The organism is Paenibacillus sp. FSL H7-0756 (assembly GCF_038006765.1).
Taxonomy (GTDB): Bacteria; Bacillota; Bacilli; order Paenibacillales; family Paenibacillaceae; genus Paenibacillus_AQ.
The window spans coordinates 380,396-404,070 of record NZ_JBBOVT010000001.1 but is presented as its reverse complement, the minus strand read 5'-3'; the positions used below and the strand labels follow the sequence as shown (position 1 = coordinate 404,070).

General features: G+C 52.1%; 23 protein-coding genes. 22 read left to right on the top strand and 1 reads right to left on the bottom strand.

The window, feature by feature from the left end; all coding sequences use genetic code 11:
* The first annotated feature begins 330 nt into the window (after positions 1 to 330).
* The 21 genes from yfcE (at position 331) to NST04_RS01660 (ending at position 22,126) form a co-directional block, all read left to right on the top strand.
* Complete coding sequence (yfcE, locus tag NST04_RS01760) at positions 331 to 882, top strand: phosphodiesterase (protein ID WP_341182916.1); 552 nt, start codon at positions 331 to 333, stop codon at positions 880 to 882.
* A gap of 240 nt (positions 883 to 1,122) precedes the next feature.
* Positions 1,123 to 2,157 carry an agmatine deiminase family protein gene (locus NST04_RS01755; RefSeq protein ID WP_341185159.1) on the top strand — a complete coding sequence of 345 codons (1,035 nt, stop codon included), beginning with the start codon at positions 1,123 to 1,125 and terminating at the stop codon, positions 2,155 to 2,157.
* Between the two features lie 189 nt (positions 2,158 to 2,346).
* Positions 2,347 to 3,222, top strand: coding sequence for an N-carbamoylputrescine amidase (gene aguB / locus NST04_RS01750; RefSeq protein ID WP_036695594.1), 876 nt, complete (start codon positions 2,347 to 2,349; stop codon positions 3,220 to 3,222).
* 217 nt (positions 3,223 to 3,439) lie between these two features.
* Positions 3,440 to 4,255: a basic amino acid ABC transporter substrate-binding protein gene (locus NST04_RS01745; protein ID WP_341182915.1), complete on the top strand. Its 816-nt coding sequence runs from the start codon at positions 3,440 to 3,442 to the stop codon at positions 4,253 to 4,255.
* A gap of 97 nt (positions 4,256 to 4,352) precedes the next feature.
* The gene (locus tag NST04_RS01740) at positions 4,353 to 5,000 is read left to right on the top strand and encodes an amino acid ABC transporter permease (RefSeq protein WP_341182914.1); all 648 of its coding nucleotides are present in this window, start codon (positions 4,353 to 4,355) and stop codon (positions 4,998 to 5,000) included.
* Between the two features lie 5 nt (positions 5,001 to 5,005).
* Positions 5,006 to 5,737, top strand: coding sequence for an amino acid ABC transporter ATP-binding protein (locus tag NST04_RS01735; RefSeq protein ID WP_341182913.1), 732 nt, complete (start codon positions 5,006 to 5,008; stop codon positions 5,735 to 5,737).
* Positions 5,738 to 5,993: 256 nt separating this feature from the next.
* Positions 5,994 to 6,440 carry a tellurite resistance TerB family protein gene (locus NST04_RS01730; protein WP_076161751.1) on the top strand — a complete coding sequence of 149 codons (447 nt, stop codon included), beginning with the start codon at positions 5,994 to 5,996 and terminating at the stop codon, positions 6,438 to 6,440.
* Positions 6,441 to 6,551: 111 nt separating this feature from the next.
* The gene (locus tag NST04_RS01725) at positions 6,552 to 7,148 is read left to right on the top strand and encodes a TerD family protein (protein WP_341182912.1); all 597 of its coding nucleotides are present in this window, start codon (positions 6,552 to 6,554) and stop codon (positions 7,146 to 7,148) included.
* A gap of 35 nt (positions 7,149 to 7,183) precedes the next feature.
* The gene (locus tag NST04_RS01720; RefSeq protein WP_076161755.1) at positions 7,184 to 7,759 is read left to right on the top strand and encodes a TerD family protein; all 576 of its coding nucleotides are present in this window, start codon (positions 7,184 to 7,186) and stop codon (positions 7,757 to 7,759) included.
* Between the two features lie 50 nt (positions 7,760 to 7,809).
* Entirely contained in the window at positions 7,810 to 8,391 is a 582-nt protein-coding gene (locus NST04_RS01715) for a TerD family protein (RefSeq protein ID WP_341182911.1), read from the top strand.
* Positions 8,392 to 8,485: 94 nt separating this feature from the next.
* Positions 8,486 to 9,808, top strand: coding sequence for a TerD family protein (locus NST04_RS01710; RefSeq protein WP_341182910.1), 1,323 nt, complete (start codon positions 8,486 to 8,488; stop codon positions 9,806 to 9,808).
* Positions 9,809 to 9,835: 27 nt separating this feature from the next.
* Complete coding sequence (locus tag NST04_RS01705; protein ID WP_036695602.1) at positions 9,836 to 10,579, top strand: TerC family protein; 744 nt, start codon at positions 9,836 to 9,838, stop codon at positions 10,577 to 10,579.
* A 240-nt stretch (positions 10,580 to 10,819) separates the two neighbouring features.
* Complete coding sequence (locus NST04_RS01700; protein WP_051477877.1) at positions 10,820 to 12,028, top strand: HpcH/HpaI aldolase/citrate lyase family protein; 1,209 nt, start codon at positions 10,820 to 10,822, stop codon at positions 12,026 to 12,028.
* 76 nt (positions 12,029 to 12,104) lie between these two features.
* The gene (locus tag NST04_RS01695; protein ID WP_341185158.1) at positions 12,105 to 13,397 is read left to right on the top strand and encodes a phosphoribosyltransferase family protein; all 1,293 of its coding nucleotides are present in this window, start codon (positions 12,105 to 12,107) and stop codon (positions 13,395 to 13,397) included.
* Positions 13,394 to 14,548 (top strand): cysteine protease StiP family protein, encoded by a 1,155-nt coding sequence (locus NST04_RS01690; RefSeq protein WP_341182909.1) that lies wholly within the window; start codon positions 13,394 to 13,396, stop codon positions 14,546 to 14,548. Before NST04_RS01695 ends, NST04_RS01690 begins: the two co-directional genes overlap by 4 nt.
* Positions 14,545 to 15,381, top strand: a complete 837-nt coding sequence (locus NST04_RS01685; RefSeq protein ID WP_341182908.1) for an HAD family hydrolase — start codon at positions 14,545 to 14,547, stop codon at positions 15,379 to 15,381. The genes NST04_RS01690 and NST04_RS01685 overlap by 4 nt, the downstream gene beginning before the upstream one ends.
* Positions 15,378 to 16,433: an ATP-grasp domain-containing protein gene (locus tag NST04_RS01680; protein WP_341182907.1), complete on the top strand. Its 1,056-nt coding sequence runs from the start codon at positions 15,378 to 15,380 to the stop codon at positions 16,431 to 16,433. The genes NST04_RS01685 and NST04_RS01680 overlap by 4 nt, the downstream gene beginning before the upstream one ends.
* Before the next feature lie 36 nt (positions 16,434 to 16,469).
* The gene (locus tag NST04_RS01675) at positions 16,470 to 17,189 is read left to right on the top strand and encodes a hypothetical protein (protein ID WP_341182906.1); all 720 of its coding nucleotides are present in this window, start codon (positions 16,470 to 16,472) and stop codon (positions 17,187 to 17,189) included.
* Between the two features lie 13 nt (positions 17,190 to 17,202).
* The gene (locus tag NST04_RS01670; protein WP_036723538.1) at positions 17,203 to 18,297 is read left to right on the top strand and encodes a toxic anion resistance protein; all 1,095 of its coding nucleotides are present in this window, start codon (positions 17,203 to 17,205) and stop codon (positions 18,295 to 18,297) included.
* A gap of 158 nt (positions 18,298 to 18,455) precedes the next feature.
* The gene (locus tag NST04_RS01665; protein ID WP_341182905.1) at positions 18,456 to 21,002 is read left to right on the top strand and encodes an S-layer homology domain-containing protein; all 2,547 of its coding nucleotides are present in this window, start codon (positions 18,456 to 18,458) and stop codon (positions 21,000 to 21,002) included.
* A gap of 335 nt (positions 21,003 to 21,337) precedes the next feature.
* Positions 21,338 to 22,126, top strand: coding sequence for a formate/nitrite transporter family protein (locus NST04_RS01660; protein ID WP_341182904.1), 789 nt, complete (start codon positions 21,338 to 21,340; stop codon positions 22,124 to 22,126).
* A 101-nt stretch (positions 22,127 to 22,227) separates the two neighbouring features.
* On the opposite strand, the gene NST04_RS01655 is transcribed toward NST04_RS01660, so the two are convergent.
* On the bottom strand, positions 22,228 to 22,680 hold the full coding sequence (locus tag NST04_RS01655) for a rhodanese-like domain-containing protein (protein ID WP_341182903.1): 453 nt from the start codon (positions 22,678 to 22,680) through the stop codon (positions 22,228 to 22,230).
* Positions 22,681 to 22,795: 115 nt separating this feature from the next.
* Here NST04_RS01655 and NST04_RS01650 point away from each other — a divergent pair, with 115 nt between their 5' ends.
* Positions 22,796 to 23,674: a LysR family transcriptional regulator gene (locus tag NST04_RS01650; RefSeq protein ID WP_341182902.1), complete on the top strand. Its 879-nt coding sequence runs from the start codon at positions 22,796 to 22,798 to the stop codon at positions 23,672 to 23,674.
* Position 23,675: the final 1 nt, after the last annotated feature.

Sequence of the window (23,675 nt, the reverse complement as noted above, 5' to 3'; positions counted from 1 at the left end):
TTCAACCGGCTGAGGCGTTTACAATGGATGCAGAGGTGTGACGAACCTCTTTCACTAATTTTCTGTTAATACATTCTGCAAACCGTGATGCACCCGATTGTTGCATATATTGCAGTTTTGGTGCATTGAGACATGGGAGTTTAGGCGAAATGTTGCACAAATAGCAGGAAATCATCCCGCAATTCAGCTTGAAGGAGAAGGAATCCTGCCTTTTATGCAACAATAGCTGATTTGTGCCGGAATGGTGCGCGGAATGTTGCATTTAGGGCAGGATTTTATAGAGAGTCACAGCAGTTGTTCAACCTATATGGATAGAGAGGAAGCGTAAGAATGAAGCTGATGTTCATTTCCGATATTCACGGATCACTGTACTGGCTGGAACAGGCGCTGGCGAAGGCGGACGAGGAGCAGCCGCACACGCTGGTTATTCTGGGGGATTTCCTGTATCACGGACCGAGGAATCCGCTACCGGAGGGATATAATCCGCAGGGGGTCGCCGACAGGCTGAATGCTTATAGCGAATCGGGCAAATCGTTGGCGGCGGTAAGAGGTAACTGTGATGCCGAGGTGGATCAGATGCTGCTGCACTTCCCGATGATGGGCGACTATGTGCTTATTCTGCATGAAGGCCGCAAAATCTACGCCACCCATGGGCATGGCTTCAGCATCGATCACTTACCTGCGCTCGCCCCGCAGGATGTGTTCATTCAGGGGCATACGCATCTGCCGGTGGCAGAGGTGAAGGACGGCATTAATGTGCTCAACCCCGGATCGATTGCGCTGCCCAAGGAGAACAACCCGAACTCCTATGGCGTTCTGGAGAACGGTGAGTTCAGCATTAAGGATTTTGAGGGCAACATCATCAAGCATATCACTCTGTAAAATCGATTCATCCCTGAGGTCCTCTGATTGTAGTCTCGCAATCTATCTGATTAGAGTCTCACAGTTTTTCTGATTACAGTCTACAGATTATTATGCTTCTATGGCAGTCCCTCTGGATATTTCCAGAGGGATTATTGCTGCGCAGCAATTGAGCCCACCGGCATATTAATGTATGATGGGTGAGGAGCTTGCGGGTAGATTCCCCGGCTTCAAAAACTAAACAGCAGAGGTAACTAAATGATGCATCCACGTGATTTACACTATACAATGCCAGCCGAATGGGCCAAGCATGAACGGACCTTCATTTCCTGGCCGGTGAAGGACTCGATGGTACACCCTGATAATCATGAAGCGGTTAGCGGGGGCTATGCCGAGATTATCCGCGCGATTGCCGAATTCGAGCCGGTGACCGTTATCGTCAATCCGGATGAGCTGGAAACTGTTGAGGAATTAGCACTTGGCGCTAACGTGACGCTACTCCCAATTAAGCACAATGATGCCTGGCTGCGGGACAACGGACCGACCTTCCTGGCAGGTCCCGATGGGAAGCTGGCCGGGGTCAACTGGAAGTTCAATGCCTGGGGCGGCAAATATTCGCCTTGGGATCTCGATGATGAGGTGGCTCCGCAGATTCTGAAGCACCTGGAGGTCAATGCGTTCGATGCTCCGCTGGTGATGGAGGGCGGCTCCATTCATACAGACGGTGAAGGCACGATACTGACCACCGAGGAATGCCTGCTGAACCGCAACCGCAATCCGGAACTCAGCCGCGAGGAGATTGCCGCGTACGTCAAGCAGTATACCGGAAGCGAGTCGATCATCTGGCTGAAGCAGGGCCTCAGCGGGGATGAGACGGACGGGCATGTCGATAACATCGCCTGCTTCGCGGCACCGGGCAAGGTGATTATCCAGGTCTGCGAGGACCCGCAGGATGAGAACTATGCGATTACGCAGGAGAATCTGCGCATCCTGGAGCAGACAGTTGATGCCAAAGGCCGGAAGCTGGAGATTATCCGCATTCAGCAGCCGCCCCGCGTGGACTTCGAGGGCAGCCGCCTGACGCTGAGCTATCTGAACTTTTATTTTGTGAACGGCGGAATTATCCTGCCGGTCTTCGGCGGTACAGCGGCTGAGACGGACAAGCTGGCTGAAGAGACGCTGGCCGGCCTGTTCCCGGACCGCCGCATCCGTACAGTGAACGGCATGGCCGTCATCGGCGAAGGCGGCAACGTGCACTGCACCACCCAGCAGATGCCTGCGGTGAATGGAGCTTAACGAAAAGCGAAAAGAAGCGGAGGGGAAATTTGGAACTGTAGGAGCGTTAGCGACCGCCTGAAAGCTTTCCATAGGAAAGCTCGCTATCTCCAGCATCAGCTGTCACCGGCCGGAAGTCCAAATGTTCACCGCAGCGACGACCAAGCTTTGAGTTCTAAGTGTAATAAGTTCATATAAGGAGGAACAACCATGAGACAAGTAAAAGTAGCCGCGACGCAAATGAGCTGTTCCGGCGACATTGATGAGAATATCCGCAAGGCGGAGACACTGGTTAGAGAGGCAGCAGCCCAAGGCGCGCAGATTATTTTGCTGCAGGAACTGTTCGAGACGCCGTATTTCTGCCAGAAGGAGAAGTCCGATTACTATGCCTATGCTACGGAGCTTGAGCAGAACAAGGCGGTGAACCACTTCAAGGCTATCGCCAAGGAGCTTGAGGTGGTGCTGCCGATCAGCTTTTATGAGAAGAAGAATTATGCGCGGTACAACTCGCTGGCGGTAATTGATGCGGACGGAACCGTGATGGGCAAATACCGCAAGAGCCATATTCCTGACGGTCCAGGCTATGAAGAGAAATTCTACTTCAACCCGGGCGATACCGGCTTCAAGGTGTGGAATACCCGTTATGCCAAAATCGGAGTCGGCGTATGCTGGGACCAATGGTACCCGGAAGCTGCCCGGGTGATGAGCCTGATGGGTGCGGAGATTCTGTTCTACCCTACAGCTATCGGCTCGGAGCCGCAGGATGGGTCGATTGATTCCAAGGATCACTGGCAGACCTGCATGCTGGGTCATGCGGCCGCTAACCTGATTCCTGTCGTAGCCTCCAACCGGATCGGGAAGGAGACTGACGAGGATTCCAGCATTGATTTCTACGGCTCGTCGTTCATCGCTGGTCCGCAGGGCAACAAGATTGTCGAAGCCGGACGGGATGAGCAGACGGTGCTGGTCAGCGAATTCGACCTGGATGCCCTTGAGGTAGGCCGGATTGAATGGGGGATCTTCCGTGACCGCCGTCCAGAGCTGTACCGGATGATTGCTTCCTATGACGGCGATTTGACCTTCTAAACGATTTGCTAATATGTATTGACCATTCAGTAAGCAGCCAGAATGCTGCCGGAGCTCTCTCCGGGACGTTTTGGCTGCTTTTTTGCATAATATGTTACAATATATCGATAATAGTGTCATATTATATTACACAAAAGGATAAAGTTAATTGTCATCATCACTTTAATCTGATAAAATCTCCTTAAGTTATTTGACAAATAAGTAGGGGGATTGGAGAATGGGAATCCGGAAAACATGGGCGATGTCAGGTATGGTAGCACTCCTGGTCTTGGCGATAGCGGGTTGTGGCTCTGATAATGATGCAAAAGGCGGCAGTGCGGACGGGCAAAGCCTCAAAATCGCTACCGATGCCAGCTATGCACCAATGGAGTATATGGATACCGATACGATCAAGGGCTTTGACATTGATTTCATCAAGGCGGTAATGGAGGAAGCCGGCATCGATTACACGGTCACCAACACAGGCTGGGATACTATGCTGACCAGTGTGAAGCAGGGCACTGAATATCAGGCGGGTGTATCCTCGGTATCGATTACAGATGAGCGTAAGGAAACCTATGACTACTCCATCCCTTATTTCGAATCTACGAACATGATCATGGTGAAGGAAGGCAGCGATATCAAATCCGCCCTGGACCTGAAGGGGAAGAAGGTTGCCGTTCAGGCAGCCACGACAGCAGATGAGCTGATGAGCGGCATTATGGGTGTCGACAACGGCAACCTGAAGCGGTTCGACAGCAATGCGGTAGCGCTGATGGAGCTGAACGGCGGCGGCGCGGATGCGGTGGTTGCCGATATCGCCATCGTGAACGAATACATCAAGAACAATCCGAAGGAGAAGCTGACAGGCATTATCGACAAGGAGAATTTCGGCTCCGAGTACTACGGTATCCTGTATCCGAAGGGCAGCGAATGGAAGGCTAAGCTGGACCCGGCGATCAAGAAGGTGATCGAGAACGGCAAATATGCGGAGATCTACAAGGAATGGTTCGGCGAAGAGCCGGACACGGCGGCGCTTATGAACGCGAAGTAGCCTAAGAACCGGCAACAATTAAGCATGCGTAATGATTGCTATTGCGCATGCTTCTTTTTTTGAGCAAGCCACAAGCAGAAGAGAAGGGAAGAATTCTATGGATTTCAGATTCGACATCATCATTCATTATTTACCGGTTTTGCTAAAAGGGACCTTGTTCACCATCGGCGTATCGCTGGTCTCCATTCTGTGCGGCTCTCTGCTGGGTCTGATTATCGGCTTCGGTAAAATGGCGCCCAAGTGGTATTTCCGCTGGCCGTTCCATGCCTATATCAACATCTTCCGGGGTACGCCGCTCTATGTGCAGATTCTGATCGTCCACTTCGGGCTGATCCCGTTGTTCTACGGCAAAACCTATGCGCTGATGAGCGCATTCGTGGCGTTGTCCCTCAATTCCGCCGCCTATTCCGCGGAGATCTTCCGCGCCGGTATCCAGTCCATCGACCCCGGACAGCGGGAAGCGGCCTTATCCCTCGGAATGACCCGGCGGCAGGCGATGCGCTTCATTATTCTGCCCCAGGCCATCAAACGGATGGTTCCCGCCTTCGGGAATGAATTCATCGTGCTGGTGAAGGACTCCTCGCTGCTGGCACTGATTGCCGCCCCTGAAATTATGTACTGGAGCAATACCATGAAAGGCCAATACCTGCGGATCTGGGAGCCGTATCTGACCGCTGCACTGATCTATTTCATTCTTACTTATTCGCTAAGCAAGCTGCTTAATTATATCGAACGGAAGGTGTAACCCCTATGGAACCGGTTATTTCAGTCAAGCATTTGCATAAATCATTCGGTGCCCATCAGGTACTGACGGATATCAGCGTCGACATTCACAGCCGGGAGGTTGTGGTAGTCATCGGGCCTTCAGGCTCGGGCAAATCGACCTTTCTGCGCTGCCTGAATCTGCTGGAGCAGCCGCAAGCAGGCGATATTATCATTGAAGGCACTTCCTTGATGGCCAAGAGCACAAGGATTAACAATATCCGTACCGAGGTGGGGATGGTCTTTCAGCAGTTCAATCTGTTCCCGCACCGTAAAGTGATCGAGAACATCATGCTGGCCCCAATGAAGGTGCGGAAATGGACGGCGGATCAAGCGAGGCAGAAGGCTTTGGAGCTGCTGCAAAAGGTAGGTCTCAGCGAGAAGGCTGAGATGTATCCTGCCTCGCTCTCCGGCGGTCAGGCACAGCGGGTGGCGATTGCCCGGGCGCTGGCGATGGAGCCGAAGATCATGCTGTTCGACGAGCCGACCTCGGCCCTGGACCCCGAGATGGTGGGCGAGGTGCTGGCGGTTATGAAGGAGCTGGCAAGTGAGGGGATGACCATGGTTGTGGTGACTCATGAGATGGGCTTCGCCCGTGAAGTGGGGGACCGGGTGCTTTTTATGGAGCAAGGGGCCATTGTCGAACAGGGTGCGCCCGGGCAGCTGTTCGGCAGCCCGTCGCATGAGCGTACACGGGAGTTTCTGTCCAAGGTGCTGTGAGAACCGCCCAAAGTAGAATATTGTTATTTAATCGGTTATATTAGAAGAGTAAGAAATAGGCAATAAGACCATGAATGATTAGCTGCCCAGGGTGGCGGGGAGGAGGCTCGGGGATATCTTTTTTTAAAGTATAAGGATGACAGCGGCTCTGCATAATGATTTATCCTTATATTTCCGGCAGAAAAGGATAGGGTGCTTAATAAGCAGGCATAGTCTTCTGCTGGTCATAATTCCATAATGATAGAAGGAGAATACGATGAGCACATTCAAAAATTGGCTGAATACCACCAAAAACGGACTGACGGATCAAGTGAAAAAATTTAAAAATAAAGACTTTATGAACGCGGTAGTAGCGGGCTGTGCGCTGGTCGCTGCGGCTGACGGCAAGATTGAGGAAGCTGAGAAGAACAAGATGGCGGGATACATGAATCTCAGCAATGAACTCAAGGTATTTGACATGAGAGATGTTATCACGCAGTTCAATTACTATGTGAGCAACTTCGAATTCTCGCCGGAAATCGGCAAGCAGGAAGCGCTTAAGGCCATCGGAAAGTTTAACGGCAAACCGGAGGTTGGACGCTTGATCGTAGGCGTATGCTCGGCGATTGGTGCAGCGGACGGCGACTTCGATGAGCATGAGAAAGCGGTTGTGCGGAATATCTGCAGCGTATTGGGACTCAGCCCAAGTGAATTCAGCCTGTAATTACAGGCTGAATTTCATTTGCTAATTACTGAAACTTTAGGCGATGGACCGCCGTATCACTGATGTAACACCCGCAAGCACACTTCTATCTGGAAACGGAGGTACTTCAAGTTGGCTGGAATTAATCTGGTAAAAGGTCAGAAGATCGATTTAACCAAAGGCAATGCCGGACTGTCTAACGTAATCGTAGGACTGGGCTGGGACCCTGCCGAACCGGCAAGAGGATTCTTTGGGGTTAAAAAACAGGCGAATGTTGATTGCGATGCTTCAGCGCTGCTGCTGAATGAGAACGGCAAGCTGACGAACAAGCTGAACCTCGTCTGCTTTCACAACAAACAGAATGCGAATAACTCTGTAGTTCACTCGGGAGATAATCTGACGGGTGAGGGAGACGGGGACGACGAACAGATCATGGTGAATCTGAAGTCGATTCCTGCCGATGTTCATAAAGTCCTTGTTGTGGTTAACATCTACGATGCGGTGAACCGCAAGCAGGATTTCGGCATGATCAAATCTGCGTATATCCGTATTATTAATGCGGCAGGCAATGCAGAATTGGTTAAGTTTAATCTGACAGACAATTATACAGGCTTCACGGCACTGATCTGCGGCGAGCTGTACCGTCATGGCGATGAGTGGAAATTCGCAGCCATCGGTGAAGCGGCCCACGCCGCGCATATCAACCAGCTGGCAGAACGTTACATCTAAATCTAAATCCAATTTGAGAAAAGAGGGCTCTATTCATGGCTATTAACTTATCCAAGGGACAAAAAATTGATTTAACCAAAACGAATCCAGGCTTGTCCAAAATTACAGTCGGCCTCGGATGGGATACGAATAAATATGATGGCGGCAAGGACTTTGACCTTGATGTGTCGGTGTTCCTGACCAATGCCAGCGGTAAAGTGGACAAGGAGTCCAACTTCATCTTCTTCAACAACAAGCAGAACGAGAACGCTTCTGTCGTGCACACCGGCGATAACCGCACAGGGGAAGGCGACGGAGACGATGAGCAGGTTCAAGTCGATTTGCTTAATGTTCCTGCAGATGTGGACAAAATTGCCTTCACCATTACCATCTATGAAGCAGAATCCAGAAGCCAGAACTTCGGACAAGTATCCCGTTCTTATGTGCGTATCGTTAACGATGCGAATAGTGAGGAACTGATCCGCTTTGACCTGGGTGAAGATTTCTCCGTTGAAACAGGTGTAGTTGTCGGTGAATTGTACCGTAACGGCGCAGAATGGAAATTCAACGCGATCGGCAGCGGCTATAAGGACGGTCTGGCCGGCTTGACCCGTGATTACGGTCTGCAATAAGGCTCTGACATTACGGGAATTAAATCTGTAAGGAAAGAGGGTTTTTGACAGTGACGATCAGTCTTTCCAAAGGACAGCGGATTGATCTTACCAAGACGAATCCGGGTCTGACCAAAGTTGTAGTAGGACTGGGCTGGGATACAAACAAGTACAGCGGCGGCAAGGATTTCGACCTTGATGCATCCGCATTCCTGCTGCATGAGGACGGCAAAGCCAAAAGCGAAAATGACTTTGTATTCTATAACAACCCGACTGGCGGTACAGGCTCTGTAACCCATACAGGCGACAACCGTACAGGTGAAGGTGACGGGGATGATGAACAGATCATCGTAGACTTCAGTCTGGTGCCGGCAAATATTCAGCGGATCGGGATCACGGTCACGATCTATGATTATGAGGCCCGGGCGCAGAACTTCGGACAAGTCTCCAACGCTTTTGTCCGCGTTGTAGATGCATCCAGCGACCGTGAGGTGCTGCGGTTCGATCTGGGCGAGGATTTCTCCACCGAGACGGCTGTAGTCTTCTGTGAATTCTACCGCCAGGGGGCGGATTGGAAATTCCAGGCGATCGGCAGCGGCTTCGCCGGCGGACTAAGCGCATTATGCAAAAACTACGGGCTGGACGCGCAATAAGAGCTTCAAAGGCGGGATCATCATCGATCCTGCCCTTTTTATACACAAAATCTGATAAGTTGCGCTCTTATCCATGTATAAAGGTGGCGTAAGAATGAATACAGAAGTAGTCAAAGGACAGAAAGCAGATCTGACCAAAGGAAACCCGGGGCTCCGCAGCATTACGGTTGAGATCGGGTGGAAAGCTCCGTCTTCCATGGATATTGATGCTTCCGCATTCCTGCTTGGAGCTGGCGGTAAAGTGGGCAGTGACGACGATCTGATCTTTTACAATAACCCGTCTACTCCCTTTATCACCTATAAAGATGTGCCGGGTACGGCTGCGGGCGGGACGAAGCAGTTTGAGGTCTCGCTGGACAGAATTCCGGCAAACATAGTGAAGATTGCCTTCACGCTTACTCTGTATGACGGAGAAAACCGCAAGCAGATGTTCGGACAAATGAGTGAAGCGGAGTGCCGGATCGTGAATCAGGCGACAGGGGCACAGCTTCTGCGGTGTAACCTCGGAAATCAGTTCTCTGTGGAAACGGCTGTTGTAGTTGGAGAATTATATAGACATGGTGAAGAATGGAAATACAGTGCAATTGTTGCGGGCTTCTCGGGCGGGCTTAAGGCGCTCTGCGGCAACTATGGCATAGAAGTTGAGGACGAGCCTGCACCGGCAGCGAAGCCGCCGGAACAGACACCGCCGGCACGCCCGCCGCTTCAGGTGCCGCCGCCCCGCGCAGAGTCATCCAGACCGAATATTGTGATTCCGCCACCGCCCGCACCGGCACCGCCTAAGCAGGAGGCTGCCCCCGCACCGGCGCTGAATCTCAATCTGAAGAAGATTGAACTGAAGAAGAAGGGCGACTCGATTAACCTGAAGAAATCGGCCTCCGGACTGGGTGAGCTGCTGATTAACCTGAACTGGAACCAGAAGCAGGGCGGAGGACTGTTCAGCCGTAACAAGGGCGGGGTGGACCTCGATCTGGCTTGTCTGTATGAGCTGAAGAACGGCAGCAAAGGCGTGGTGCAGGCTCTGGGCAATGCGTTCGGCAATCTCCAGCAGCCGCCTTACATCATGCTTGATGGAGATGACCGGACCGGCTCCGTAACATCCGGCGAGAATCTGCGTATAAACGGAAGTAAGGTAGCCCAGATCGAACGGATTCTGGTGTTTGCCTTTATTTACAAAGGAGTTACCAATTGGTCTGAGGCGGATGGAGTGGTTACCCTGAAGCAGGATGGAGGACCGGATATTATCGTGAATCTGGACGAGCATAACAACCGTAAAGGCATGTGCGCCATCGCGCTGATCCGCAATGTGGAGGGCGAGACCTTCAGTATTGAACGGCTCGTGCAATATTTCAGCGGTCACAAAGAGATGGATGAGGCTTATGGCTGGGGGCTTCGCTGGGTAGCGGGAAGCAAATAATTTGATATTACCGGAGGCGCAAGTGGAATGGACTGGTTCAGTGATTTTTTTAGGAGTATCGGTGAGAATTACGGGCATTTCTTCTCATGGAGTGATATTGCAGGGACGCTATCCGACCCTGTCAGCTGGGGGATTATCGGAAGTCTGATTCTGCTGGAGGGTCTGTTGTCCGCAGATAACGCGCTTGTACTGGCGGTTATGGTTAAGCACCTGCCGAAGGAGCAGCAGCGTAAGGCTTTGTTCTACGGGATACTCGGCGCTTATTTATTCAGATTCCTGGCCATTGGTCTGGGGACCTATCTCGTCAAATTTACGCTGGTTAAGGTACTCGGGGCCTTGTATCTCTTCTATATTGCCTACAAAGGGTTGTTCAAGGGCAGCGGTGAAGATGGCGAGATTAAGAATAAAGGTGCCTCTTTCTGGAAGACGGTCCTCCTGGTTGAATTAATGGATATTGCCTTCAGTATTGACAGCGTGGTAGCAGCATTCGGTCTTAGTTCTGAAGTCTGGGTACTCTTCCTTGGCGGTATTCTCGGCGTACTGATGATGCGCGGTGTGGCACAGGTGTTCCTCAAGCTGATCGCAAGATATCCTGAACTGGAACAAACGGCATTCCTGCTTATTGCACTGATTGCCGGTAAAATGCTTGCCGGAGCCTTCGGCTATGAATTGCCGCATGTAATTTTCTTCGGTATTCTAATTGCGGTGTTTGCAGGTACTATCGTGTATAGCGCAAGCAAACGCAAGAAGGCTGAGAACCACAAGGCCTGATGCCTGATTGAGTTGCAGGCTTCATCTCTTTATCCTTTATAGCTGTGCAGGAAGGCGCGGGGTTCACGGGAAGGGTGGACTCCGGCACGCCTTTCGGGTAATCGTAATAGGTTTATAGCATGGCCTTTGCTTGGGTTCAAAGAAAGCCGGATACCGTCCCCGAGAGGACGGCATAGCTGGTTCTGCTCGCAGCCAAAGGCCATTTGTATTGTGCTGGCACAACATTAAGGGGGAAGGGCCTTGAGATATTTCGATTACCTCACACAAGAACAGGAAGCCTCATTATTCCATGTTCCGCCGGTTTCATTTGATCATACTACCCGCAAGGATTTACTGGCTTATGCCGTCGGAGCAGCCCTTTATATGCCGGCCACCCGTGCCAGTGTTGCCGAAGATATTATTAAGCTGAGAGCCTCGGGGCTTATCACGGTAATCATAGATTTGGAGGATGCCATCGGGGACGGTGAAGTGGATTATGCCGAAGAGTCCATCGTCAGGCATCTGGCGTTTCTGTCCGCTTATGCAGAGAATGAGCCGGACCAGCGCGGCAGTCTTCCGCTGCTGTTCATCCGCGTACGTAACCCTGCACAGCTGAGAGATCTGATTTTCAGGCTCGGATCATTAATCACCATGCTGACCGGCTTCGTCTTCCCCAAATTCTCCGTAGAGAACGGTACGGATTATTTCGAGGCTATTGCCGATTACAATGACACACGCAGCTATTCCGCCCCGGTGCTGTACGGGATGCCGATTCTGGAGAATGCGCCGATCATCTACCGGGAGAGCCGGATGGACACGCTGCTTGGGGTCCGGGATCTGCTCGGACAATACCGCGAGTATGTGCTGAATGTCCGGATTGGAGCAACGGACTTCTCCAGCCTGTTCGGACTGCGGCGCAGCCCGGATATCAGCATCTATGATCTGACACCGATCCGCGACTGCATGTCGGATATTATTAACGTATTTGGCCGTGTGGAGGAAGGATACGTGATCTCGGGTCCTGTGTGGGAGTATTTTGCCAGCAAGGGGCACCGGGTCCTCCGCCCGCAGCTGCGGGAGACGCCCTTCGAGGATACCTACGGCAAGCATGGCCGCGAGATGCGCAACAGCTTCATCTCAAGCTCCATGGACGGGCTGATCCGGGAAGTGATTCTGGACAAGGAGAACGGCATTGTGGGCAAAACCATTATCCACCCTTCCCACCTCAGACCGGTGCAGGCAATGTATACTGTAATGCATGAAGAGTATGTGGATGCCTTAAGTATTGTAGACAGCAACGATGGCAGCCGCGGCGTGTTCAAGAGTGAATACTATAACAAAATGAATGAAATCAAGCCTCATTTGAACTGGGCCAGACGAATTTTATTACGATCTCAAATATACGGGGTGTTACATGAACAACAGCATTTTGTCGGATTACTACCCGAGAACGAATACACACACGTTTAATATCGTCGAGAATTTGCAGGTTACGGTAACAGAAACCTCGAATCCTTTTCATATGCCTGTGGAGTCCTTGTTCTCCATGGCTGCACGAATCAATAAGAAGCGCTCCTTCCTGTTTGTCAGCAAAGTCCTTGGCAAGCATATTCCCGTAGGTCCGTATACCCCGCTGCTCAGCGGAGCGGCACTCGCCTTGCTGCTGTATCTGGAGATGAGCGCGGATACCGCTGACCGGGAGGTTATGGACCCGCTGATGAACCAGGCCGTTCATGGTCTGATCCATCCTGAAGTTGCGGAAGAAGCTTATCATGCGCTGCTAGCTGCGCGACTGGTTCTGCCGCAGCCGGTTCTGTTTATCGGGTTCGCCGAAACCGCTACCGCCTTGGGCCATAGCATGTATAATGCGTTCGCTGGCGGTGCGTCTTATATTCATACCACGCGTGAGCTGATCCCTGAGCTGGAATCGGTGGTCACTTTTGAAGAGGAGCATTCCCACGCCGTAGATCATCTCTGCTATGCCCTGAATGCTGAACTGTTATCGGGGACAGAGCCGATTGTGCTGGTGGATGACGAGATTACGACCGGTAATACGGCGATTAATACGATCCGGGACATCCAGTCCAAATTTCCGCGCAGGGACTATGTAGTGGCCTCTCTCTTGGACTGGCGGAGTGAAGCTAATATCCAGGCTTACCGTGATCTGGAGCAGGAGCTGGGAATACGTATAACCGCTTTATCCCTGCTTCAGGGAAGTATCAAGGTGGAGGGAATACCGCAGCTGCAAGCCGCAGCTGATAGCGGAGCCGCTGCTTCCACAGACGCAGAGCTTGTAACCACTTATGCATTCGACGGCTTAGAACGGCTTCTTGTAACCTCGGTGGATGGGCAGGGGGTTATCAATCCATCGCCATATCTGAAGCACAGCGGCCGCTTCGGTCTGGAGTCTGCGGATAATGCGCAGATGGATGCAGCTGTAAGCCGCGTGGCCAGGCAGCTCCGGGGACTGCGTGAAGGTGCCCGTACGCTGGTGATGGGCGTAGGCGAGTTCATGTATCTGCCGATGCGGATCGCCGCAGAGATGGGAGAGGGCGTGTTGTACCAGTCCTCAACCCGCAGTCCGATCCATCCCGAGCGGCGTGCGGATTACGGTGTGCACAGCGCCGCTGCCTATCCGTCCGCAGGCGATACGGAGATCACGAATTTCATCTATAATGTGGACCCCGGCCAGTATGACGATATCTTCGTCCTGCTGGAGCGCGAGGTGCCCCGGCAGCGGATTGCGCCGATGACGGATATTTTACAGAGGCTGGCGGGCAATAAGGTACATCTTGTTGTGCTCAGCCCAGAACCAGTTACGGGAGGCTCAGGGCTATGAAGGGAATAGATATCGAAGCCATTCACAATAGAAGAATATCTCCTCCGGTGGCACTGGGCAGTTATCCTGCTTCCGACGTTACCTTTCTGCTCAAGGATCTAAGCAATGTATCCCTGGAGCGGGGGACGGCGGAGCGGGAGGAAGCGATCCAGTCCGGCGTGCATTATTCGGAGATGCTTCCGGTGGAATACCAGCCGACAGAACAGTATATCGAATTGTTTCATGAGACGCTGCGGCAGACTGCGAGAAAGGTGGCGCTGGCCGTAGCTGTGGTGTCCGAGATGATTGTTGCCCGGCGGGGAACGGCGAATACCGTGCTGGTCTCCCTGGCGAGAGCGGGCACTCCTATCGGGGTACTGATCAAACGTTATATTCTTGAGAAATATGGAGCGGACCTTCCGCATTATAGCATCTCGATTATCCGCGGTAAGGGAATTGATGAGAATGCGTTGCTCTACATGCTAAAGCAGCATGGAAGGGATGCCGAACTGCAATTCATCGATGGCTGGACCGGCAAGGGGGCCATCCGGCAGGTGCTGATAGAGGCCTGTGAGAGTATGTATAAGAAATATGGCATTACGCTAAATGACGATCTGGCGGTACTTGCTGATCCCGGTCACTGCTCGGGAACCTACGGTACCCGGGAGGATTATCTGATTCCAAGCGCCTGCCTTAACTCTACGGTATCCGGCTTGATGAGCCGTACGGTACTCCGCGATGATCTGATCGGGCCTGAGGAATTCCACGGGGCCAAATTCTACAAGGAATGGCTGGACAGTGATCTGTCCAACGTATTCGTTGATGCAATTACCCCGTATTTCGCTGAAGTAGCGGCAGAGGCGTTAGCGCAGGCTGCGGAGATGCTTGAGCATCCGCCGGAGCTTACCTGGCAGGGGCTGGCCGATATCCGCAGTATTCAGGATACCTTCGGCATAGATAATATCAATCTGGTGAAGCCCGGAGTGGGGGAAACGACGCGTGTACTGCTGCGCAGAGTGCCCTGGAGAATCCTTGTCGACAGGCTGGACAATCCCAACCTGCGGCATATTCTGCTGCTGGCTGAGGACCGGGGCGTGCCGGTAGAGGTCTATCCCGGGCTGACCTACTCCTGCTGCGGAATCATCAAGCCGCTGAAAGGGGAGAGTGAATGATCTACGCCAGCGATCTGGACCGCACGCTGATTTACTCTCTTAGCGCAATAGGCGTTCCTGAGGATACCCCCGGTCTGGTTCCGGCAGAGGTCGTTGACGGCAGGACGGTATCGTATATCTCACAGCAGGCTCTGGCTACACTGATAGAACTGGCGGCGAAGATTGTCTTCATGCCGGTGACTACACGTACGATTGCCCAGTACCGGCGGATTAACCTGTTCCAGGAGACGGTCATTCCGGATTATGCCATCACCAGCAATGGAGGCAATATTCTTGTGAACGGGGTAGTGGATCAGGAATGGCGGACGGCTGTAGGCAGAGCGGTGGAACGCGGCTCTGCTGCGGCTGAAGAAGCCGAGGGCATCGTGCGCGCGGTCGTCCGGGAAGAATGGATCCTTAGCCGGCGTTATTGCGATGAGCTGTTCTATACCTTCGTGGTTCACCGGGATCTGCTGCCGCTGGAGGAGATTGCCCGGATGGCGCAGCGGCTGGGTGAGCTTGGCTGGAAGGTATCCCTACAGGGGCGCAAGCTCTATATCGTGCCGGAGGCGGTGAACAAAAGCGATGCTATTCTCCATGTCCGCCGCACCGTGCACTCAGAGCCGATGGTCGCCTCCGGGGACTCCCTTCTGGACAAGAGCCTGCTCGCCGCTGCCGACTATGCGATAGCCCCCTGCCACGGAGAAATATTTGCCGAGCAGCAGGCGGGTTTAGTACACTTAGAGTATCCGTTTACTGAGCGGCCGGGAGTATTTGCCGCGGATGAGATTATGCAGTATGTTCACAGGATTTATACACATTTGACAGCATTGGGAGTTGGACCGTCACCATGAAAAAGGTAAATATATATTTCAACCGCTGGTTCTCTGTTGCCTATCACTACATGAATCTCATCCGGGGCAATGAAGACGGGATTCCGGTGCAAATCTTCGCGACCCACCCGGATATCCACCATATGTCGCTGCAAGGCGCGGATGTGGCCGGGACCGAGCCGGCGCTCGAAGGCATTGAATATGTGCAGTTCTGTGTTGACTTCTGCCGCCGGAACGAGATTGATATCTTCATCCCCCGGCTGCATATGCTGGATATCGCGCTGCATGCTTCGCTGTTTGATGAGATCGGGACGAAGGTGCTGGTCTGCCGTGATCTGGATCTGCTGGAGATGATCATGGACAAAGGCAAGTTCTACGAGAGTGTGAAAACCACCGGGATTATGACAATCCCTGATTATCACGTAGTTAGTAATGCAGAGGAGTTCAGGGAAGCTTATGAAGACCTCGCAGCTAAAGGACACAAGGTCTGCTTCAAGCCTACCGAGACGGAAGGCGGACTCGGATTCCGGATCATAGATAATGACCGCAGTCCCGTGGAGGAGCTGTTCGGTCATGTGACTCCGCTGATCTCCTTCGAGGAAGCTTACCGCATCCTTGCAGAAGCCGGGAGTTTTCCTAACCTGATGGTGATGGAGCTGCTGGAGGGATATGAATATAGTATTGATTGCCTGTCGGATGAGACGGGCAGGCTGCTGGCTGCAGTCCCCCGCCGGAAGGCAGGCGGCCGTCTGCGGTTGATGGAGTATATCCCGGAGCTTGCGGAGGTGGCCCGCAGGGTGGCTGAGACCTACCGGATTCCGTTCAATTTCAATATCCAGATGAAATACAGCGGCGGCGTCCCCAAGCTGCTGGAGATTAACCCGCGGATGTCCGGCGGCCTGCATATCTCCTGTCTGTCCGGAATTAACTTCCCCTATCTGGCTGTCAAAAGCGCGCTCGGCGGCGAGGTTCTGCCTGCATCGTTCGAGCATAACGTCCTGGCCAGCCATGTCGAGCAGCCGCTGATCATGAGAATAAACGGAGAATCCGTCATTACGGATTCCGTGAATTGAGCGTGTAGCATTCACGCTCATAAGAGGTGAGAAGGAATGCAAGCTAAATTCAAAGTACTGGCGTATGCCGGTGCCGGTTATGTCGTAGCCGTACTGACCAGCGGCTTCCTGCCTGAGCTGGTCTCGCTGCTGCTTCCGGTAATTGGGGCAGCACTTGCAGTGCCGGAGCTCAGGCGCACAAGAGTGAATCTCCCGGTGGAGGTGATTCCTGCCGGGCAGGAGCCGCAGGCGATTCCGGCGGCGTCCGCCGCCGCGCTGCAGGCTTCGTCTGCTGCCGCTGCTGCTCCTGCAGCTGCGGCGGGACAGGCTTCTACGGCCCATCCGGGAGCCGGGCACAGGGAGGAAATACAGATCGGGGCAGAGTTCGCCCCGGTGGTGGAGTATCTCGGAATCCTGGAGGATATGATTATCTCCGAAGGGCAGAAGGATACGCTGGACAATGAGATTGTCGAGAAGTCGCTGGCACTGTTCGCCAGACTGCAGCGTGTTATTCCGCTGCTGCAGGAGCTGGGCAACGGCGAGATCAACCATACCGTCCGCAGGCTGGTGCTGAAGGACCTTAATGGAGTAATCAACCCGTTCCTGCGCCTGGGCGGCGAGGCCAAGACAAGAAACCGGAGAATGCTGCTGAACGGTCTGCGTGATGTCGATGCCAAAATTTCCGATATTGCGTCCACGATCGAGCACAAAGACCTGATGGAACTTCAGACCAAGGCGGAACTGATACATCAGCGATATAGCAGTTCCGAATTATAGGAGGAGGAGAACCATGTCTACGCAGTTAATTGAGCTTAGAAAAGAAGATGAGCAGAAGGTAGTTCAGGAGGCTTCCCAGCTAATTGAACAGGTAGCCAAGACAGACACGGTGGCACTGGATTCCCTGATGGATGATATCGGGAAGCTTGGGGTGAAGACGCAGGAGAAGGCAGGCCAAACGCTGAAGCTGCTGGACCGCCCCGTCAATGATCTGATGAGCGGCAAGCGGGTGGAAGTGCCCAATATGATTATGAAGCTGCGTAATGAGTGCGAGACCCTTCAGCAGAGCAAGAATGTCAGCTTCTTCGGTAAAATGCTGCGCAAAAGCCCGCTCAAGAATTATGTCTACAAATATCAGTCGGTCCGCACCAACATTGATGCCATTATCACCGGTCTGCGTGACGGCCGGGATACGCTGGAGGAGAGCATCGTTAACATGCGCCAGCTGAAGCGTACCTCCATGGAGGAGATCTATAACCTTCAGACCAAGATCGCCTTCGGCAACAAGCTGAAGGAGCTGTTCGAGGTTGAGATCGCCAAGCCTGAGAATGAATTCCGCAAAGCGTATCTGGAGCGGGGGCTGCGCAAGGTTATGGTGCGGATTCAGTCCATGACCGAGATGATTCTGCTCTACAATCAGGCGATTGCGGCAACAGATATCATCAATGACAATAATGACAAGCTGATTGATTCCGTAAACAACGCGATTGATAAGACCTCTAACCTGATCACCGTCTCGGCGATGATTGCCATGTCCCTGGCCGATCAGGAGAATGTCATCAATGCGGTGGAAGCCACCAACAAGACCATCGAGGACCAGTTCAAGGAGAATGCGCGGCTGCTGCGCACGACGACCGAGAAGACCACGGAGCTGCTCTCCAAGCCGTCCATGTCCCTGGAAGCCGTGAATCAGGCCATTGGCGACCTGCTCAGCGCCCTGGATACCTCGGAGCAGTCCAACCGGCGGATCATCGAGAGCTGTCAGGACTATACGTCCAAAATGACCACCATCAACACCCAGCTGAACAACCGGCTCGGGCTTAACGAAGGCTCACAGCCGCAGGCTTTGAAGCAGGCGGAGAGCGGGCTGAGCAGCTTTTTGAACTGATGATTTGAATGTGGCTGGTACAATTTTTATAGAATGATGGATAAGCCTGCTGATAGGTATTCAGCAGGCTTTTTTACTGTTAAATTTCTAATTTACTAATATATTCCGGTGAGCTATTATGAGAAGGTTCTAGTCGTACATACAAGGAGAGAATATTGATGGTCAGGAAGCTAACAGGAATATTGGCAGGTATAGTTGGAGCGGGGATACTGTTTGGTTCTATGGGGATAGCGGCAGCCGAGTCTGCAGTGACAAAGGATTATGAGGGGCATTGGGCTCAGCAAACGATTCAGAGCTGGCTGGATAACGGCTTGCTTAAAGGCTTCGGGGATGGATCGGTTAAACCGAACCAGACCATAACCAGAGCGGAGTTCATGACACTCATCAACCGTTCTTATCATTTTACGGAACAGAGTAAGGTGAAATTCACCGATGTGCAGCCTGCCAGTTGGGCGTATAGTGAGGTTGCGAAGGCTGTAGCGGCTGGATATATCCAGGGCTTCAACAATGAGATGCGCCCGAATGCCCCGATTAACCGCCAGGAAGCGGCAGTTATAGTCACTAAGCTGCTGAAGCTCAGCGCGGGTGATACAGAGGTCTTGAAGGGTTTCAGTGATGCGGGTCAGATGGCATTCTGGAGCAAGGGGAGTATTGCAGCAGCAGTCACGGCGGGAGTCCTTAAAGGATACCCGGATGGAACCTTCGGGCCCGTCAAAGCCTTGACCCGTGCAGAATCCTTGGCGCTGATTGATGCGGCAGTCTCTCGAACGGGTCAATCTGCACAGGGAGCGGTGACGCCTGCTCCAGCCGTAACACCATCGGCTCCTCCCGCAGCTACAGCTGCACCAACTGCAACTGCTGCTGTAGCTGCGGGAGGAAGTGGCGGTGGTAGTGGCGGCGGCGGTGGTGGTGGTCCTCAGGTGACACCAACCCCGGCTCTGGCTACAACACCAACCCCGGCTCTGGCTACAACACCAACGCCGGTTCCAACACCAACACCAAGCCCGGAACCTGTTAATGAATTACCGGTTAAGGAGCTCCCGGCCCTTGATATCAGCATTACCTCTCGTCCTGACAACACAGTGACGAATACTGTTTATCTGGAAATTGATTATAGCAGAGTGCTTGGGAGTGCGGTGGGCCTAAATGACCGTATTACTTATTATGTAACCGCGAAGCCGATCAGCTCTAGAGATCTCCACTGGGAGCTTACCAATCTCCAGTACGCTTCTATTAGTACGGGCTACTCATTGAGCAAGCAGACGGGCATCTGGATTCCTGCCAGTAAGATTGGCGCAGCAGGCGATAAATATGTCTCGGTTGTAGTACGGAATTCATCTAATGAAGTGACCGGATTCTATACTCAACAGGTGAATTTGCAGCCTACAGTTACTGAGGCCTCTAACAGTATGATGTTACTGCACAGTGGTGTGACTATTACCCAGGAGAAATTCAGCACCGTGTCTTCCCAAGTATATTATCGGGATACTATTGATGTGGAAGATGCTGCTCTGCAATTTGGCGGAAGAGCAGTGGGATATACAATTACACCGAAGTACTATATGGACAGTAAACTGAATTTGGAATTGAATGATATGATTCATGCTTCGCGTAAAGTGTACAGAGACGGCTGGGTCAGTGCAGTTGATGCCACAGTATCCTCTAATGCAGCAGTAGGTGCTTCATCACCGGGCTATATCCCTTTTTCCTATGACACATTATATAATTTCAAAACATATAACGAAGACGAATACACCATTATTTTCCTCGATTCCGAGATGAAGGCGTTGGGATATTACACCGGCAAGGTGATGCTTAGCACAGACCTGAAATTAGAAGCAGCCATGAAAAGAATTGACGAGCTTCCTTCGAATGTAACTTTAATGGATGAAGATGCAGTGAACAGGGCTTATAGAGCCTACTTACCTTTTGATGATTCTTTCAATTGGGGAGAACGCAAGACTAAGCTTAAGAATGCTGTATCAGCTCTTATGGACGCCAAGAGATCGGGACCACTTCAAAATATGGATCTGGTTCAATCCGCAATTATTGACGGGTATAATCAATTCAACGGCAAGACAATAAGTATGAATTTAATGGGTTTCCCGGATGAATTGAAGGGAAGCATAGGCAGCTTCTCGTATTATATTACAGCCAATCCTGTTCATGCAGAAGATTTAGAGCAACCAAGCCCCTATGGGAAAATTAATATTGCTGATGTTCAGACTTCCGTTCTTGCGGTAACAGATAAGAGCGGACAGAATTATGTGACTGTGGTCTACTATAACAAAGAAGGACAAGCCATACGTTACGCCACAAAGCTGGTTGATTTCACGCCTAAGCAGCCTGTATGGGATGGTACAGCGACCCAAATTCACGACGGCATTAAGTTAGTCCGGGATTATAACAACGGTACCCGTATAGATTATGTATCTGTAAAAGATTATCAGAAAACGCATCCCGAGGCGGTCTATTTCACAGCGACCTATAAATCAGCGTTAGTTGCAGCTAAGCAAGAATTCACTGCAGAATCCGCAGTGAAGTATTTAAATGATTACCGGAATATTAACAGTATCTATCCTTATGAGCGAATTCAGTTATCTGATGATGCGGTGCAGAACGGACAACCGGAAGACTACATTATCCTGTTCTATGATGCTAATTATAAGGCGCTTAATTATTATATTGGCGGTTTGACTGACTGATTCTCCGCTAATCCTACTCATATTATCCCGCTCCTCCACATACGTTGTCACTAAGGCGACCTGTGGAGAAAGAGGGGATAAGCGGGATGATTCTGGGATGCTTGATCGTGGTGCTTATCGTCGTAGCCAGCAGTGAGAAGGCGGAGGCGATTGCCAGCCTGAATGATCGGGAGGATAACGGCCTGTGAAAAGGGTGCGGACAGTGTGCAGAATCCATAAATTATTGATGCTCTGTGATTCAAGCAATTTCCAGTGGTTTATTGGGTATAATAGCCTGGAGGCTGTACATCAGTCTTCCGGCACCGCTGAAAATATAAAGTGAATACGGAGGTCAAATGGAGAACGAGGCACTGCTGCAGGTAGAGAAGCTTGCACTTAAGAAACAGAAGATTTTCCGGCAAAGCGTATGGCGTTACATTGCCAGGGCCATGCTCGCCAGCATGTTTATCGGATTCGGCGTAATCGTAGCCTTTAAGACCGGCAACTTCTTCTATATGGAACAATCGCCGATGACCTATCCGATGGCTGCGATCACGTTTGGCGCAGCCATTATCCTGATTTCCTACGGCGGGGGTGATTTGTTCACCGGGGATACTTTTTATTACACCTATGCGGCACTGAGGCGCAAGCTGGCATGGACCGAGGTTGTGCGGATGTGGGTCGTTAGCTATCTGGGCAACATTCTTGGAGCTACGGCGTTTGCGCTGCTTATTTTTCTGACCGGATTGTTCTATGATTCCTCTGTCAACGGGTTCCTGCTGAATGTGGTGGCCCATAAGATGGAAGCTCCGGCGATGCAGCTGTTCTTCCGGGCGATTCTCTGTAACTGGCTCGTCTGTCTGGCCTTCTTCGTCCCGATGTCAATGAAGAACGACGGTGCCAAAATGTTCGCTATGGTGCTGTTCGTGTTCTGCTTCTTCATCTCGGGGTACGAGCATAGTATTGCCAACATGTGTACCTTCGCCATTGCCCTGGTCCTGGACCATCCCGGAACGATCTCCTGGGGAGGCGTCGTGCACAATCTGGTTCCAGTCACACTGGGCAATCTCATCGGCGGTGGTGTGCTGATGGGGGTTATGTATTATTATGTGAACAAGCCGTTTCTGGAGGATGAGCCTCACTGAACGGCAATATAATCGACACACAGCAGCGATTCTCCGGTGAATGGGGAATCGCTGCTGTGCTGTTGTGTATCTGTTGAGCGGAATTAGGGAGCTTGGAGATATTATAGTGAGTTGTCAGATACATTCCAGTATAGAGGTGCATTCTCCTTAAGAGTCCCCTCCAGAACTCCTCCTTCCTTACGCCAATACTCTATGCCTCCGAGCATTTCCTTCACCAAATACCCCTGTGCGGCGAGCTGTGCAGCGGCTCTGCTGGCTCCATTGCAGGCAGGTCCCCAGCAATATACCACCAGAACCTCCTCCTTGGACCACTCCGGGGAAGTGCTGTGTATGTGGCCTCCCGGCAGAGAGAGGGCCCCCGGCAGATGTGCTTCCGCATAAGAACGGGGATCACGCACATCGATAAGCTGGAAACCTGTAATTCCTTCGCTCAGATCATAGGCAACATCGGCGACATCCGTTTCGAATGCTGCTTTTGCTGTGAAATGCCTTACTGCATCCGCCGGGTCTGCGGCCTGTGTAGCCAGTACTTGAGATTTTGCCTGTCTTTTCATACGCATTTCCTCCTTAAATTAAGTTGGTTTAAGTATACAGGGAACTTATAATTGGAGTTATTTATAGTCTGTAATATCAAATATCGAAAAGTTTGATCATTCAGGAGGCCTGCATATGGAATTAACGTATTTACGGACCTTTTGTGCTGTGGTGGATCACGGGAGCTATACGCGGGCGGCCGAGGTCCTGGGGTATGCCCAGCCGAGTGTAACGGCACAGATTGCCAAGCTTGAGGAGATGTATGGAGCCACTTTGCTGGAACGCTCGGGCAGAGGGATGATTCCAACCTTCGCCGGCCATAATCTGCTCCCGTATGCCCGGCAGATGCTGGTTCTGAGTGAAGAGGCTAAAGCGGTAATTACCGGCGGTGACCAGGGTACGCTGAACATTGGTGCTATTGAGACACTGGCCGCCTACTTTCTGCCTCACCGGCTTCATCAGTACCGGCTGAGTTATCCGGGCATGCAGCTGCGGGTACAGCCTGGCTCTGAAGAGGATATTATTGCGGCAGTCCTAGCGAAATCCGTTCAATTCGGTCTGATCTTCGACGTTCCTTTTCATACGGGCGAGCTGATCACTCTGCCGTTGCGTGAAGAAGCGCTATATGTCGTTACCCATCCGGGGCACCCCTTGGCGGCCGAAACGGCAGTCACTCCAGAGCAGTTGAAGGGAGAGCCGCTGGTGTTGACAGAGCACACCTGCACTTACCGGAAGCAGCTGCTCCAGGTATTCAGAGAATCCGGCGCTGCTGCCCATGTAGGCATGGAGTTCGGGAATCTGGAGGGCATTAAGCAGGCGGTGAAGCATAACTGGGGGACGGGCTTTCTGCCGCGCTATGCGGTGGAGGAGGAACTACATACGGGGGCATTGACGGGTATTCCCTTGGCGGGGCAAAAGGAACGTTTCTATATTCAGCTAATCTACCGCAAGGAGCTGCAGCTCTCCCCAGCCTTCACGGATTTCATTGCCATGATGCAGGAGGGATATAATTAGC